Origin of the sequence: Haemophilus haemolyticus M19501 (genome assembly GCF_000222025.1) — a bacterium.
Classification (GTDB): Bacteria; Pseudomonadota; Gammaproteobacteria; order Enterobacterales; family Pasteurellaceae; genus Haemophilus; species Haemophilus haemolyticus_G.
Genome location: NZ_AFQO01000015.1, coordinates 211,136 through 227,311, shown reverse-complemented (window position 1 = coordinate 227,311; position 16,176 = coordinate 211,136). Strand labels below are relative to the sequence as shown.

Sequence of the window (16,176 nt, the reverse complement as noted above, 5' to 3'; positions counted from 1 at the left end):
ATGGGAAGTGATCTTGACTATTTTTGTGCGAAATTTATTCACAATGTTTTGATTCATTGTAAATTTTGTAAAAAGTGCGATAAACTAAGTCGGTTTATATTTACCCTAGGATAACTAACATGACTGATTCTCAATCTAGCGTTCAGACCACTGATGCACAAGTAAATTCACAAAAATTAACCAATACAAAAGATATTATTGCGTATTTGGCTGAAAAATTCCCACTTTGCTTTATTTTAGAAGGCGAAGCAAAACCATTAAAAATTGGTCTGTTCCAAGATTTAGCGGATGCATTACAAGATGATGAGCGTGTAAGCAAAACTCAGTTGCGTCAGGCTCTTCGTCAATACACATCAAATTGGCGTTATTTACATGGTTGTCGCGAAGGCGCGGTACGCGTAGATTTACAAGGTAATACAGCTGGAGTATTAGAAGCGGAACATGTAGCCCACGCAGCTCAACAGCTTGCTGATGCTAAAGCGCGTGTTGCTGAAAAGCGTAAAGCCGAAGCTGCAGCGAAAAAAGCTCAACAAAAACAACGCCCACGTAAACCTGCAAATAAAAATGCTAAACATTTCAATAAGCCGTCATTAAGTGCGGTTGATTTTTCACAAATTTCTGTGGGTTCTGTGGTGAAAGTGAAAGCAGGTGATCATGCGAAAAAAGCAACTGTGGTGGAAGTTCTAAAAGATTCAGCACGTGTTCAACTTGAAAACGGTTTGGTTATGAGTGTAGCTGCAGATCGTTTATTTGCATAATGATTTAATTTTTACTCGGGAAAGGTTATGAGATCTAATATTTCAAAAAATGTGATTACTCGCGCATTGTTATCGGCATTGTTAATTGGCTCTATGCCTGCTTTTGCTGTGCAGCCTAAATTAAAATTGAGCGATATTACTATTCCAACAGCAAGCGAAGCGAATCAGTTGGCGACCAAGCGTGCAACGACTCGATTAACCCAATCGCATTATCGAAAAATCTCATTGGATGATGCTTTTTCTGAGAAGATTTTTGATCGTTATATTAAAAATATTGATTTTAGCCATAACACCTTTTTGCAATCTGATGTAGATGAACTTCGTCAAAAATATGGCGCGAAGTTGGATGACCAGTTAAATCAAGGTGATCTTTCTGCTGCTTTTGATATTTATGATGTAATGATGAAACGTCGTTATGAACGTTATGCTTATGCGTTGTCTTTATTAGATAAAGAGCCTAATTTGAATGGACAGGATCAAATTGAAATTGATCGTGAAAAAGCGGCATTTCCGAAAAACGAAGAGGAAGCCAACAAACTTTGGGAAGAACGAGTAAAAAATGACATTATTAATCTTAAATTAAAAGATAAAAAATGGTCAGAAATTAAAACAAAACTTACCAAACGTTATAATTTGGCAATTCGCCGTTTAACTCAAACGAAGGCAGATGACATTTTGCAAACTTATTTAAATGCATTTGCTCGCGAAATTGATCCGCATACCAGCTATCTTGCACCAAGAACCGCGAAAAGTTTTAATGAAAGCATGAATCTTTCTCTTGAGGGGATTGGGGCTACTTTACAATCAGAAGATGATGAAACAAGCATTAAGTCGCTTGTTCCTGGCGCACCAGCGGAGAAAAGTAAAAAATTACATCCTGGAGATAAAATTATTGGTGTGGGCCAAGCAACAGGTGAAATTGAAGATATCGTTGGCTGGCGTTTAGAAGATATTGTTGAGAAAATCAAAGGTAAAAAAGGCACAAAAGTGCGGTTAGAAATTGAGCCGTCTAAAGGTGGAAAATCCCGTATTATTACTTTAGTGCGCGATAAAGTGCGTATTGAAGATCAAGCTGCAAAATTAACCATGGATAAAGCAGATGGTAAAAATATTGCGGTAATCAAAGTGCCAAGTTTCTATATTGGTTTAACTGATGATGTTAAAAAATTATTGGTTAAAGCAGAGAAACAAAAAGCCGATGCGTTAATTATTGATTTACGTGAGAACGGTGGTGGTGCATTAACAGAAGCGGTTGCTTTAAGTGGTTTGTTTATTACGAATGGTCCCGTTGTCCAAGTACGTGATGCTTACCAACGAATTCGTGTACACGAAGATGATGATGCTGAGCAACAATATAAAGGTCCTTTATTTGTGATGATTAACCGTTACAGCGCTTCTGCATCAGAAATTTTTGCAGCGGCAATGCAGGATTACAATCGTGGTATTGTTATTGGACAAAATACTTACGGTAAAGGTACCGTTCAGCAAAGTCGTCCTTTGAATTTTGTGTATGATTTGGATCAGACGCCGTTAGGTTTATTGCAATATACTATCCAAAAATTCTATCGAATTAATGGCGGTTCAACACAATTAAAAGGTGTTGCGGCAGATATTAATTTCCCTGAAATTATCGATGCGAAAGAGTATGGCGAAGATAAAGAAGATAATGCATTGCCGTGGGATAAAATTCCATCCGCAACTTATAAAGAAGTTGGTAATGCGCGTAAAGATGTTGATGTATTAAATAAAAAACATCTTGAGCGTATTGCCAAAGATCCTGAATTTGTTGCATTGAATGAAGATTTAAAAATCCGTAATGAACGCCGTGATCGTAAATTCTTATCGTTGAATTATCAAACTCGTAAAGCTGAAAACGATAAAGATGATGCAAGACGTTTAAAAGATATTAATGAACGTTTTAAACGTGAAGGCAAAAAAACGTTAAAGGATATTGATGATTTACCAAAAGATTATGAAGCACCAGATTTCTTCTTAAAAGAAGCTGAAAAAATGGCTGCAGATTTTGTTACGTTGAATTTGAGCGAACAGGATATTGGTAAAGAAATTCAGAAACCAACAGAAACAGTAGAAGAGAAAAAATAAAATTATTTTAGCCGCACTTTGTTTTAGCATTTAAATAAAGTGCGGTTGTTTTTAGGAAATGTTTAAGGAATGGCTATGTTTAAAAGCACTGCAAAGCTCTCAGTATTTGTATTGTCATTATCAATGATGATGTCAGGATGCGCTTTAGCAGATTTTGCAAAAAATGGGCAATCGGCGCAACTTCATGGCGTTGATGTTTCGCGTTTATCCATGGAAGAAAGGCAAAAGCTTGAAGAAGAAATTAAATTTGATCAATCTCGTCTAGCGCAAGAAAAGCAAGCGATTCTAGAGATGTCGCTAACCCATGAAATAGGCGAGCATACTTTACAGTTTAAGCCTTTGTTGGCTCGTTTATATGCAGAACGTAAATATGCACCATTATGGAAAGATAATGCTGCGACTCGCCAATTATTACAGGATTATGCTGCGATGGTGGCTAGCGGTATTTCTAAACGTTCAGCAAAATCCTTAGAATCCTTTGAATTGATCGAGCAACAAGGCGGGTTAGCTTATGATGTTTTATTGAGCGATATATTGCTAGATTATTTGTATTATACTCAAAATGTAGGTGTGCAAGCTCAACGTTGGCTTTATTCATCTAGCGCTTATCAAGTTCAACAACCTGCAGATGAGCATATTCAACGTTGGTTAAGTGCGGTAGAAAATGGCCAACTTTTAGGTTTTGTACAAAGTTTATCGGGCGATAATCACTTATATCATCAAACTGTTAAAGCGTTATCATCAATGGTATCTGCATCAGGCTTGTCAGAAGTTGGGCAGAAACTTGCAATTAATGCACAGCGTTTGCGAGTAATTCCTGATTTTCATAATGGTATATTTGTAAATATTCCAAGCTATAAATTACAGTATTATCGGGATGGTGAGCTGATTTTAGAATCTCGGGTGATTGTTGGAAAAAATTCGCGCAGAACACCAGTAATGTATAGTAAATTAAGCAATGTAGTAGTTAATCCCCCTTGGAATGCGCCAACTCGTTTAATCAATGAAGATTTATTGCCAAAAATGAAAGCGGATCCAAATTATATTGCGGAGCATAATTATTCAATTTTAGATAGTCAGGGAAATGTCGTTGATCCAGCTTCTATTGATTGGGAATCTATTAGTAATAAATTCCCTTATCGTGTTCGACAAGCCGCTGGCGATAGTGCATTAGGTAATTATAAATTTAATATGCCAAGTTCTGATGCAATTTATTTACACGATACGCCAAATCACGGCTTGTTTAATCGTAAGAATCGAGCATTAAGTTCTGGCTGTGTACGTATTGAAAAATCAGATCAATTGGCAAGTATTTTATTAAAAGAAGCAGGTTGGACAGAAACTCGAAAAAATACAGTATTAGCAAGTAAAAAAACCACTTCTGCGCCGATACGCTCGGATAATCCTGTCTTTTTATATTATGTTACTGCGTGGATTGAAAACGGAAATATTGTAAATTTACCTGATATTTATGGTTATGATCGCCAGATTAATCTTGCTGAGATTAATTGGGATCTCGTAAAAAAATATCTTCAATAAAATAAGGGAGCTATAATGAATTATGTGGATCAAAATAAACGAAAATGGTTATCGCTGGGCGGTATTGCGTTAGGAATATCTATTTTACCCAATTCTGTATTAGCAATGGTTTCAACGCCTAAACCTCGTATTTTAACTTTCCGCAATATTAATACGGGCGAAAGATTAAGTGGCGAGTTTTCTTTAGCAAAAGGTTTTTCGCCAGCGATGTTAAAAAAATTGGATTATTTAATGCGTGATAAAAGGACAAATCAAGTGCATAAAATGGATCCAAATTTATTCCATAAATTTTATAATATTCAAACTAATTTAGGTTTACGCAATGCTGAAATTGAAGTCATTTGTGGTTATCGTTCAGCTGCCACTAATGCAATGCGTCGTCGCCAAAGTCGCGGTGTAGCGAAAAATAGTTATCACATTAAAGGAAAAGCCATTGATTTTCGTATTGCGGGAGTGCCTTTGATTAAAGTGAAATCTTCTGCGGAAAGTCTTAGAAATGGTGGCGTGGGTTATTATCCAACCAGCAATTTTATTCACGTAGATACAGGCCCTGTGAGAACTTGGAAAGGCGTGTAAAACAAATGTAAAATTAACCGCACTTTTGTGCGGTTTTTCATTGGAAAAGATATGTTATTTGACAGCCATCTTCATTTAGACCAACTCTCTGACGAGAATATTCAGCAAACACTTGGTCATTCAAAGATTATAGCTATGCTTGCGGTGAGCACTAATCTCAAAAGTGCTAAAAAACTGCTGAATTTAAAACAGACTTACCCAAAGAAACTTTATATTGCAGCTGGTTTTCATCCTGAACAGCAATTACCTAGTTTAGAAGAACAAAAAGAATTATTTCAGTGGATTGACGAACATCATTCCTTAATTTCTGCCATTGGCGAGGTGGGCTTGCCACATTATTCTAAACGAGAAAATCCGAATTTAGATTACGCACCTTACATTGAATTACTAGAACGATTTATTCTGATCGCGAAAAAATGGGATTTACCGTTAAATTTGCATATTGTACATAACGATGTAGAGATTGCCCTTGAATTATTGCAGAAACATAATATCCAATGTGCTCATTTTCATTGGTTTAAGACAGATGAAAAATCTTTTCAGAAATTTTTATCTACACCCTATTTTGCAAGCCTAACGCCTGATATTTTATGGAACCCTAAAACCCAATATGTCGCACAACATTTACCCCTAAATCGCTTGATGATTGAAACGGATAGTCCTTGGCCACATGAAGGATTTGAAAGTGCGGTCATTTCTGAGCAATTATTCGCAGTAGTGAAGAAAGTAGCTGAATTAAAATCTTTGCCATTACATTATGTTCAAGAGAAAATGTTTTTGAATACTCAACAGTTTTATCGATTATAAGGATCAAACATGAATATTGAAATTATCCCAGTCACCGCATTTCAACAAAATTGTTCTTTGATTTGGGATGACGACAAAAATTCAGCAATCATTGATCCGGGCGGCGAAGCTGAACGCCTAATTCAGCGTATTGAAGAACTAGATTTAAATCTTAAAGTGATTTTGCTTACCCACGGTCATTTAGATCATGTTGGCGCAGCGATGCAATTAAAACAACATTTTGGCGTCGAAATTTGGGGCTCTCATGAAGAAGATAAATTTTTATTTGAGAGTTTGCCAGAACAAGCACAACGTTTTGGTTTACCAAATATTGAGTCCTTTTTACCTGATCGTTGGTTTAATCAGGAAGGTGAAATTTTAAAATTAGATGGCTTTAATTTCGAGATTTTACATTTACCGGGGCATACGCCAGGGCATATTGGTTTTATTGAACATGAGAAAAAAGTGGCATTTACAGGCGATGTATTATTTCAAGGCGGAATTGGTCGTACCGATTTCCCTCGCGGGGATTATGAAACATTGATTTCTTCAATTCGAACAAAACTATTACCGTTGAATGATGATCTGATTATTATTGCTGGGCATGGGCCTTATACAACCATTGGCCGAGAAAAACAGACAAACCCATTTTTAAATCGTTAAAAGTGCGGTGAATTTTATTCTTATTTTCTAAAAGAGTTGATTTTTTATCGGCTCTTTTTATTTGAAAAAGGAAAGAGTTTGAGTCAGATCACAAATCTGTAACAATTTCTGATAATAGGCTTATTTCCTTTTCAATCCTATGTATAATGCATAAAAAATGGAGCGAAAACTATTGTTCCAAATAATCATAATAAAGAGGTAATTATGCAGCAAAACAAGGCATTTGATGATTGGTTAGCCAGCACAGCATTAGGCGGTGCAAATCAATCTTATATAGAAGAGCTTTATGAAAGCTATTTGAGTGATCCGCAGTCGGTGGAGGAAAGCTGGCGAGCCACTTTTGATTCTTTACCAAAAACGACCGCACTTGAACAGCCTCATACACCAGTACGAGATTATTTCCGTCGCTTAGCGAGAGAAAATCATAATGAAGCGGTGACAGTGATAGATCCTGCTGCTGGCGCAAAATTGGTGAAAGTTCTACAATTTATCAATGCCTATCGTTTTCGTGGCCATTTAGAGGCTAATCTCGATCCCCTCAATTATTATCGTTGGAAAGTATCTTCCGTCCCTGAATTAGATTATCGTCATCACGGTTTTACTGAACAAGATCTCAACGAAACCTTCAATATTAATCATTACGTTTACAAACGCGATACCATTAAGCTTGGTGAGTTAGCTCAAATGTTGAAAGAGACATATTGTGGCTCAATTGGTTTGGAGTTTATGCATGTGCAAGATATGGCACAGAAAACTTGGCTTCAGAGCAAGATGGAAAGTGTGTTAGATAAACCGCTTTTTACATCTGAGGAACGTGTTAATTTTCTTCGTGAACTGACCGCCGCAGACGGTTTAGAACGTTATCTGGGTGCAAAATTCCCGGGAGCGAAACGTTTTTCTTTAGAAGGAAGTGATGCGTTTATTCCATTGATGAAAGAAATTATCCGTCATGCTAGTCGCCAAGGCGTAAATAATGTGGTAATGGGAATGGCACACCGTGGGCGTTTGAATATGCTCGTGAATGTATTAGGTAAAAAGCCTGAAAATTTATTCGATGAATTTGCGGGTAAACATTCGAGCGAACGTACGGGAGATGTGAAATACCATCAAGGTTTTTCTTCTGATTTCGCCGTAGATGATAAGCGAGTTCACTTAACTTTGGCATTTAATCCGTCTCATTTGGAAATTGTAAGCCCTGTTGTGATTGGTTCTGTTCGATCTCGACAAACTCGTATGAATGATACAGAACATAGCAAAGTGCTTGCTATTACTGTTCACGGAGATTCAGCCGTGGCAGGGCAGGGGGTTGTTCAAGAAACATTGAATATGTCAAATTCCCGTGGTTATAGTGTGGGTGGTACTATTCGCATCGTGATTAATAACCAAATTGGTTTTACGACATCTAACCCGAATGACACTCGTTCCACAGAGTATTGCACCGATATTGCGAAAATGATTCAAGCACCGATTATTCACGTTAATGGTGATGATCCTGAAGCGGTGGCTTTTGCTGCGCGTATGGCGGTGGAATATCGTAATTTATTCAAACGAGATATTTTTATTGATTTGATTTCTTATCGTCGTCATGGTCATAACGAAGCCGATGAGCCATTAGCTACTCAGCCAATGATGTATAGCATCATCAAAAAACACCCTACACCGCGTAAAGTTTATGCAGATCGCTTAGTTTCAGAAGGCGTGATGACTGAAGAACAAGTTACCGAAATGGTGAATGATTATCGCGATGCGCTAGATAATGGTGATCGAGTCGTATCTGAATGGCGAGAAATGGATACGGCAAAAATGGATTGGTTGCAATATCTCAACTATGATTGGACTGCGCCGTATGAAAGCAAATTTTCACAGGAACGTTTTTTAACACTGGCTAAACGTGTATGTGAATATCCAGAAAGTTTACGTGCGCATCCTCGTGTAGAAAAAATCTATAATGATCGTAAAGCAATGTATCAAGGCGAAAAATTGCTCGATTGGGGGATGGCTGAAACCATGGCTTATGCAACCTTGCTTGATGAAGGTGTTAATGTTCGTTTATCAGGCGAAGATGCGGGGCGGGGAACCTTTTTCCATCGTCATGCCGTTGTGCATAATCAAAATGATGGTACGGGGTATGTACCATTAACACATTTGCATGCTAACCAAGGTCGTTTTGAAGTATGGGATTCTGTACTTTCAGAAGAGTCTGTACTTGCTTTTGAATATGGTTATGCAACAACAGATCCAAAAACGTTAACCATTTGGGAGGCGCAATTTGGTGATTTTGCTAATGGTGCACAAATTGTTATCGACCAATTTATTAGCTCTGGCGAACAAAAATGGGGCAGAATGTGTGGTTTAGTTATGCTATTGCCTCATGGCTATGAGGGACAGGGCCCAGAACATTCTTCTGCTCGCCTTGAACGTTATTTGCAACTTTGTGCTGAACAAAATATGCAGGTCTGTGTGCCATCAACGCCAGCACAGGTGTATCACATGTTGCGTCGTCAGTCATTGCGTAAAATGCGCCGTCCATTGATTGCGATTTCTCCAAAATCTTTGCTACGTCACCCATTAGCCGTATCTAGTTTAGATGAGTTGATTAATGGGGCTTTCCAAACGGTAATTGGAGAAATTGACGAGCTTGATCCTAAAGATGTAAAACGTGTGGTAATGTGTTCAGGCAAAGTTTATTACGATTTACTTGAACAACGTCGTGCAAATAATCAGAAAGATGTGGCGATTATTCGTATTGAGCAGCTTTATCCATTCCCGCATGAGGATGTGAAGAAAGCGCTTGAGTCTTATGCACATGTCTCGGATTATGTATGGTGCCAAGAAGAACCACTTAACCAAGGGGCTTGGTATTGCAGCAAACATAATTTTGAATCAGCAATTCCAGAATCCGTTAAACTTAAATATGCAGGGCGTCCAGCTTCAGCTTCGCCTGCAGTGGGTTATATGTCGCTTCACACTAAACAGCAAAAACAGTTAGTGGAAGATGCGCTAAGCCTATAAAGTGCGGTTAAAAATTAAGATATTTTTATAAATTTACAGGTGTACTTGTTGCATCTCGGATAAAAAGTAAAAGAGTAATTCAGTGCAATAAGTTGCACTTTAAGTTAAGAGATAAGGAAAAATAAAATGACCATTGAAATTCTTGTTCCAGACCTACCTGAATCAGTTGCGGATGCAACAGTGGCTACTTGGCATAAAAAAGTAGGTGATACTGTTAAACGTGATGAAGTTATTGTAGAAATTGAAACGGATAAAGTTGTGCTAGAAGTGCCCGCACTTTCTGATGGCGTACTGGCAGAAGTTGTTCAAGCTGAGGGTGAAACTGTGGTGAGTAAACAGCTGCTAGGCAAAATTTCTACGGCTCAAGAAGGGGATGTGAGTTCTGCGACATTAAAAGCAGTGAATGAACCCACTCCATCTGATCGTCAAAATGCAGCGATTGAAAACAGTCATAATCATAATGCGGATCAAGGCCCTGCGATTCGTCGTTTATTAGCAGAACATGATTTACAAGCAGATCAAATTCAAGGTTCTGGCGTGGGTGGCCGTTTAACGCGTGAAGATATTGAACGTGAAATCGTAAAACGACAAGCACTGCAAGCAAAACAAGAAGCTGCCACTGAGCAAAATACAATTAGTACGGTAGCTTATAGTGCACGTTCTGAAAAACGTGTGCCAATGACCCGTTTGCGTAAACGTATTGCTGAACGTTTACTGGAAGCCAAAAACAGTACGGCGATGCTAACAACTTTCAATGAAGTGGATATGCAGCCGATAATGACTCTGCGTAAAACCTACGGCGAAAAATTTGAAAAACAGCATGGGGTGCGTTTAGGATTTATGTCTTTTTATATCAAAGCGGTTGTGGAAGCATTAAAACGTTATCCTGAAGTGAATGCTTCTATCGATGGGGATGATGTTGTTTACCATAATTATTTTGATATTAGTATTGCGGTTTCGACTCCTCGTGGATTAGTCACTCCAGTGCTTCGTGATTGTGATAAGCTCAGTATGGCAGAGATTGAAAAACAAATTAAAGCATTAGCTGAGAAGGGGCGTGATGGAAAATTGACTGTAGAAGATCTCACTGGCGGTAATTTTACCATTACAAATGGAGGAGTGTTCGGTTCTCTTATGTCCACTCCAATTATCAATCCACCACAAAGTGCGATTTTAGGAATGCACGCTATTAAAGAACGCCCGATTGCGCTTAATGGTCAAGTTGTGATTCGTCCTATGATGTACCTTGCTTTATCTTACGATCATCGTTTAATTGACGGCCGTGAATCTGTTGGTTTCTTGGTAACGATTAAAGAATTATTGGAAGATCCAACAAGATTGTTATTGGAAATCTAAGAAATAAAAGGCTTTCTGTGTTAGAAAGCCTTTTAAAATGAACAAAAAATTAACCGCACTTTAAATATTTAAAAAGAATATTCCAAAGTGCGGTTATTTTCTTATGTGTTTTTAATTAGAGATCGAAATCTCCAAAATCATTCGTATCAACTTTTGAGTCAATTTGGCCTACAAGGTAAGAACTCACTTCCACTTCTTGTGGTGCCACTTGTACGTTGTCAGAAACAAGCCATGCGTTAATCCATGGAATTGGGTTAGAACGCGCACCAAATGGCAATGGAAGACCAACGGCTTGCATACGGATATTGGTGATGTATTCCACGTATTGCACCAAAATGTCTTTGTTCAAACCGATCATAGAACCGTCTTTGAATAAGTAATCAGCCCAGTCTTTTTCTTGTTCCGCAGCAGCTAAGAATAGATCATAGGCTTCTTGTTTACATTCTTCCGCAATTTCTGCCATTTCAGGATCGTCTTGACCCGCAGCCATAATGTTTAAAATGTGCTGCGTACCAGTTAAGTGTAGGGCTTCATCACGAGCGATAAATTTAATAATTTTCGCATTACCTTCCATTAATTGACGTTCTGCAAAGGCAAAGGAGCAAGCAAACGATACATAGAAACGAATCGCTTCAAGCGCGTTTACACTCATTAAGCAAAGATAAAGTTGTTTTTTCAAATTACGTAATGTGACGATACATTCTTTGCCATCCACGGTGTAAGTGCCTTCGCCGTATAGGCTATAAAGTTGGCTGTCGCGGATTAAATCATCGTAATAAGAAGAAATGTCACGTGCACGTTTTATGATTTCTTCGTTGGTCACGATGTCATCAAACACGATAGATGGATCGTTCACAATATTACGAATAATGTGGGTGTAAGAGCGAGAGTGGATGGTTTCAGAGAATGTCCAAGTTTCAATCCAAGTTTCCAATTCAGGAATGGATACCAACGGCAACAACGCCACGTTTGGACTACGACCCTGAATAGAATCTAATAAGGTTTGATATTTTAAGTTACTGATGAAAATGTGTTTTTCATGCTCAGGTAACGCGGCATAGTCGATACGGTCTTGAGACACATCCACTTCTTCCGGACGCCAGAAGAAAGAAAGTTGTTTTTCAATGAGCTTTTCAAAGGTCTCATATTTTTGTTGATCGTAACGCGCAACGTTAACGTTTTGACCAAAGAACATTGGTTCTTTTAATTGGTCGTTTTTGTTTTGTGAGAAAGTGGTGTATGCCATTTTTGTTTGTCCTTTAATCTTAAGAGTAAAGTGGGGTCATTTTTTAAAACGTTTTTTCATGTTGGCGCAAGCGTACGCTATGGTTGTTTCCTATTTTTTATTTGAGGACTTACTGGTGGTTTTGTTGGTCTAGGTCTTGAAGGTTGAGGATTAACTCTTAAATTAAAGCCTTCCATTCCAAGTTGGCTATTAAGGGGAACAACACCAGATCTTAAATTTACACCCTCATTTAGACTTACACTTCCTGGAACAAAATTTGTTTTTGTTTTACTGTCGCTCATATGTTACCTCATCATTTGGAGCTGTTAATATTATTAAATTATCATATTTCTCAGATATACTAATATAATTTACTCGGTATAAAGAATTAGTTGATTCATCATCAAAATTAAAAACCTCAGCATCATATATACATAGTTCACAAAGTCCATTTGATTCATGTATAGAAACGGGAATTCCTCGAATGATTATTTTTTTATCCCAAATTGTAATATCCATCCAATCATTTTCGTTCACTCTGAGTATCTGCTGATAAACACTATAATCTCCATATTTTCTTGTTATTTTTAATGTCATAAGAAGTTTAGCTAAATATTCTTTGTTATCTATATAAGTCATAAATAAACCAAGAAAAAATGAGATCATGCTTGCAGCAATTACTTCACTATAAGGTAGAGCAAAATTTGAATTAACTTCCCATACTTGGAGATATTCTGCATTATTTAATTTGAAATTTTCATATCCAACTTTAGCGCATTGATTTAGTAATGATAGAATTTGCAATATTAAATAAGACAATATTCCATAAGAAATAACAAATAATGAATATTTATAATTATTCCATATTTTATGTTCAGTAAACTTGTCTATAAGCATAGTAACTATAATGCCGGGAAGTAAAAGCATTACGATTTTAATTGTTAGTTCATTCATATTAATTAACTCATTAAATTAATCAGACCTATCCAAATGAGAGAAAAATTAGGAACTAAATCTTACACGCTCCACCGGCACAGCCGTCATCAAGATCTTCTTGAGCATCTTCAGCGCCATCGCGAGTGTTTTGATAGTAAAGGGTTTTTAAGCCATATTTATAAGCGGTTAAAAGATCTTTTAACAACACTTTCATAGGTACTTTTCCATCTTCAAAACGTTTCGGATCGTAGTTGGTGTTGGCGGAGATCGCTTGGTCTACGAATTTTTGCATAATACCGACTAGGTGTAAGTAGCCGTCATTGCTTGGGATATCCCAAAGTAATTCGTAGTTGTCGCTTAAGTTTTCGTATTCCGGTACAACTTGTTTTAGGATGCCATCTTTTGACGCTTTAATACTTACATGACCACGCGGTGGCTCGATACCATTAGTCGCATTTGAAATTTGCGATGAGGTTTCAGATGGCATTAAGGCGGTTAATGTTGAGTTACGTAAACCAAATTCTTGAATATCTTTACGCAAACTTTCCCAATCATAATGTAATGGCTCTTGTGTTAAGGCATCTAAATCTTTCTTATAGGTATCAATAGGTAAAATGCCTTTTGCATAAGTGGTTTCATTGAAGTATTCGCAAGCACCTTGCTCTTTTGCTAAGTTCATAGAGGCTTTCAATAAATAGTATTGAATGGCTTCAAAAGTGCGGTGAGTTAAGTCATTGGCTGAGCCATCGGAATAACGAACACCATTTTTCGCAAGATAATAAGCATAGTTAATGACACCGATACCTAATGCACGACGAGCAAGTGAACTACGTTTTGCCGCCACAACAGGGTAATCTTGATAATCTAATAATGCATCAAGTGAACGCACAGCAAGATCGGCAAGTTCTTCTAATTCATCTAAGTTTTCAATTTTACCTAAGTTAAATGCGGAAAGGGTACAAAGTGCGATTTCTCCATTTTCATCATTAATGTGCTCAAGCGGCTTCGTAGGTAACGCGATTTCTAAACATAAGTTAGATTGGCGGACGGGTGCCACTTGTGGATCAAACGGAGAGTGAGTATTACAGTGGTCTACATTTTGAATGTAGATACGACCTGTTGATGCACGCTCTTGCATTAATAAAGAGAAAATCTCAACTGCTTTGACAGTACGTTTTCGGATAGTTGGATCTTGTTCGTATTTTACGTACAGTTCTTCAAATTTGTCTTGATCCGCAAAGAATGCTTCATAAAGTCCTGGTACATCAGATGGACTAAATAAAGTAATTTCTCCGCCTTTAATTAAGCGTTGATACATTAATTTGTTTAACTGGACGCCATAATCCATATGACGAACACGGTTGTCTTCTACACCACGGTTATTTTTTAACACAAGCAAGCTTTCCGCTTCTAAGTGCCAAATAGGGTAATAAAGTGTCGCAGCACCGCCACGAACGCCACCCTGTGAGCAAGATTTCACTGCAGTTTGGAAATATTTATAGAATGGAATACAACCCGTATGGAATGCTTCACCACCACGAATCTCACTACCTAATGCACGAATTGCACCTGCATTAATACCAATCCCCGCACGTTGTGAAACATATTTTACAATAGCTGATGCCGTTGCATTGATTGAATCTAAACTGTCATCACATTCAATTAATACGCAAGAGCTGAATTGACGAGTTGGAGTACGCACACCCGCCATAATTGGCGTTGGTAAGGAAATTTTGAAAGTCGATGTTGCATCGTAGAAACGTTTTACATAATCCAAACGTGTTTCTTTTGGATATTTAGAGAATAGACTTGCGGAAACGAGCAAATATAAGAATTGTGCAGACTCGTAGATTTCTCCTGTCACACGATTTTGTACTAAATATTTACCCTCCAATTGCTTCACGGCTGCATAAGAAAACGTCATATCACGCCAATGATCGATGAAGCCGTCCATTGTGTCCCATTCTTCACGGGTATAATCATCCAATAAGGCATGATCGTATTTTCCCATGCGTACTAATTTTTTAACGTGATCGTATAAACGAGGGGGATCGAAATGACCATAGGCTTTTTTACGTAAATGGAAAATCGCTAAACGAGCAGCTAAATATTGATAATCTGGCGAATCTTTGCTGATTAAATCTGCGGCTGCTTTAATGATGGTTTCGTGGATGTCTGAAGTGCGAATGCCTTCATAAAATTGAATATGTGAACGAAGTTCTACTTGGGAAACAGAAACATTGTCTAGTCCTTCAGCAGCCCACGTAATCACACGATGGATTTTATCAAGATTGATTTGTTCTTGCGTACCGTCACGCTTTGTAACCATTAAACTTTTATTCATTGTATTAGCCTTCTTGTTGTTATTTAAAACAGGATTTAAAACACAAGATATAGTGTTTTTATGAAAACGATGCACAAGATAATGTGTTTGAGAAAAGATCGCAAGTAATAAATTTTTTGTTTTAATTCTTGACAATAGATAACTTATTTAAAAATAAACGGTTTTTGTAAGAATAAAAATTAAAATCTTTTATTTATAAAAATAAGAAAAAGTGCGGTAAAAATTTGTTGAATTTTTCACCGCACTTTGAAAGATTAGTCTAGGTATTTGAATACTTTAATTACTTTTTTTACCCCGCTGATTTTGCTGGCAATGTCGGCTGCCGCATTGGCTTGGGATTGTGTGACGTTACCCAGTAAAAATACTTCTCCATTTTCACTAATCACTTTGACATCGGTGGCTTTAACTCGACCATCAACGAACATCTTAGATTTGACTTGTGTTGTGATCCAACTATCTTTACTTATTTGTGCAAAGGAAATTTTAGGGCCTATAGTGAGTTGGTTATAAGTATCATTAACGCCTTCAACGCCACGTGTTAAGTCCGTTGCTGTTTCCTTGACGTTATCATTTGGTACTTGACCGATTAAAAGTACTCGGCCATTGTAAGATACTGCATTTACACGGCCTTCAGATTTAATTTGGGCATCTTTTTCAATAGCATTTTCTACTTTAAATTCTAGGGTTTCGTCATCAATTTGGGAGCCAGTGGTTCGAGGATCTGTTCCTACTTTAGCTGCGACAGCTCCTCCTCCAATAACTGCAGCGACACAGCCTTGTAAAAAAATGGTAGTCCCAAACACTATAGCGAGTTTTTTTAATAGGGATAATGTCATAATTAACTCCTTTTTAGATTAAATTACTATTAGTTTGAAAGT

13 protein-coding genes are annotated in these 16,176 nt (G+C 37.5%); 8 read left to right on the top strand and 5 right to left on the bottom strand.

What is annotated here, in order from left to right; translation table 11 throughout:
* The first annotated feature begins 119 nt into the window (after positions 1 to 119).
* The 8 genes from proQ to odhB all read left to right on the top strand — a co-directional run bounded on the left by proQ (position 120) and on the right by odhB (position 10,793).
* Complete coding sequence (gene proQ / locus GG9_RS01135; RefSeq protein ID WP_005632557.1) at positions 120 to 758, top strand: RNA chaperone ProQ; 639 nt, start codon at positions 120 to 122, stop codon at positions 756 to 758.
* A 27-nt stretch (positions 759 to 785) separates the two neighbouring features.
* A complete protein-coding gene (prc, locus tag GG9_RS01140; protein WP_005632555.1) occupies positions 786 to 2,861 on the top strand; it encodes a carboxy terminal-processing peptidase in 2,076 nt (691 codons plus the stop codon).
* Positions 2,862 to 2,936: 75 nt separating this feature from the next.
* The gene (locus GG9_RS01145) at positions 2,937 to 4,400 is read left to right on the top strand and encodes a L,D-transpeptidase family protein (RefSeq protein ID WP_005632554.1); all 1,464 of its coding nucleotides are present in this window, start codon (positions 2,937 to 2,939) and stop codon (positions 4,398 to 4,400) included.
* A gap of 15 nt (positions 4,401 to 4,415) precedes the next feature.
* On the top strand, positions 4,416 to 4,976 hold the full coding sequence (gene mepK, locus GG9_RS01150; protein ID WP_005632553.1) for a peptidoglycan L,D-endopeptidase MepK: 561 nt from the start codon (positions 4,416 to 4,418) through the stop codon (positions 4,974 to 4,976).
* 51 nt (positions 4,977 to 5,027) lie between these two features.
* Positions 5,028 to 5,783: a TatD family hydrolase gene (locus GG9_RS01155; protein WP_005632551.1), complete on the top strand. Its 756-nt coding sequence runs from the start codon at positions 5,028 to 5,030 to the stop codon at positions 5,781 to 5,783.
* Between the two features lie 9 nt (positions 5,784 to 5,792).
* Positions 5,793 to 6,425, top strand: a complete 633-nt coding sequence (locus GG9_RS01160; protein WP_005632549.1) for an MBL fold metallo-hydrolase — start codon at positions 5,793 to 5,795, stop codon at positions 6,423 to 6,425.
* 204 nt (positions 6,426 to 6,629) lie between these two features.
* A complete protein-coding gene (gene sucA, locus GG9_RS01165; RefSeq protein WP_005632547.1) occupies positions 6,630 to 9,437 on the top strand; it encodes a 2-oxoglutarate dehydrogenase E1 component in 2,808 nt (935 codons plus the stop codon).
* A gap of 126 nt (positions 9,438 to 9,563) precedes the next feature.
* Entirely contained in the window at positions 9,564 to 10,793 is a 1,230-nt protein-coding gene (odhB, locus tag GG9_RS01170; RefSeq protein WP_005632545.1) for a 2-oxoglutarate dehydrogenase complex dihydrolipoyllysine-residue succinyltransferase, read from the top strand.
* Between the two features lie 115 nt (positions 10,794 to 10,908).
* Here the strand turns inward: odhB and nrdB are convergent, their stop codons facing one another.
* The 5 genes from nrdB to dolP all read right to left on the bottom strand — a co-directional run bounded on the left by nrdB (position 10,909) and on the right by dolP (position 16,134).
* On the bottom strand, positions 10,909 to 12,039 hold the full coding sequence (gene nrdB / locus GG9_RS01175; RefSeq protein ID WP_005632543.1) for a class Ia ribonucleoside-diphosphate reductase subunit beta: 1,131 nt from the start codon (positions 12,037 to 12,039) through the stop codon (positions 10,909 to 10,911).
* Positions 12,040 to 12,116: 77 nt separating this feature from the next.
* A complete protein-coding gene (locus GG9_RS0108945; protein ID WP_032825145.1) occupies positions 12,117 to 12,320 on the bottom strand; it encodes a hypothetical protein in 204 nt (67 codons plus the stop codon).
* Positions 12,307 to 12,972: a hypothetical protein gene (locus GG9_RS01180; protein ID WP_005632540.1), complete on the bottom strand. Its 666-nt coding sequence runs from the start codon at positions 12,970 to 12,972 to the stop codon at positions 12,307 to 12,309. Before GG9_RS01180 ends, GG9_RS0108945 begins: the two co-directional genes overlap by 14 nt.
* A gap of 55 nt (positions 12,973 to 13,027) precedes the next feature.
* On the bottom strand, positions 13,028 to 15,298 hold the full coding sequence (nrdA, locus tag GG9_RS01185; protein ID WP_005632538.1) for a class 1a ribonucleoside-diphosphate reductase subunit alpha: 2,271 nt from the start codon (positions 15,296 to 15,298) through the stop codon (positions 13,028 to 13,030).
* A 254-nt stretch (positions 15,299 to 15,552) separates the two neighbouring features.
* Positions 15,553 to 16,134 carry a division/outer membrane stress-associated lipid-binding lipoprotein gene (dolP, locus tag GG9_RS01190; RefSeq protein WP_005632536.1) on the bottom strand — a complete coding sequence of 194 codons (582 nt, stop codon included), beginning with the start codon at positions 16,132 to 16,134 and terminating at the stop codon, positions 15,553 to 15,555.
* Positions 16,135 to 16,176: the final 42 nt, after the last annotated feature.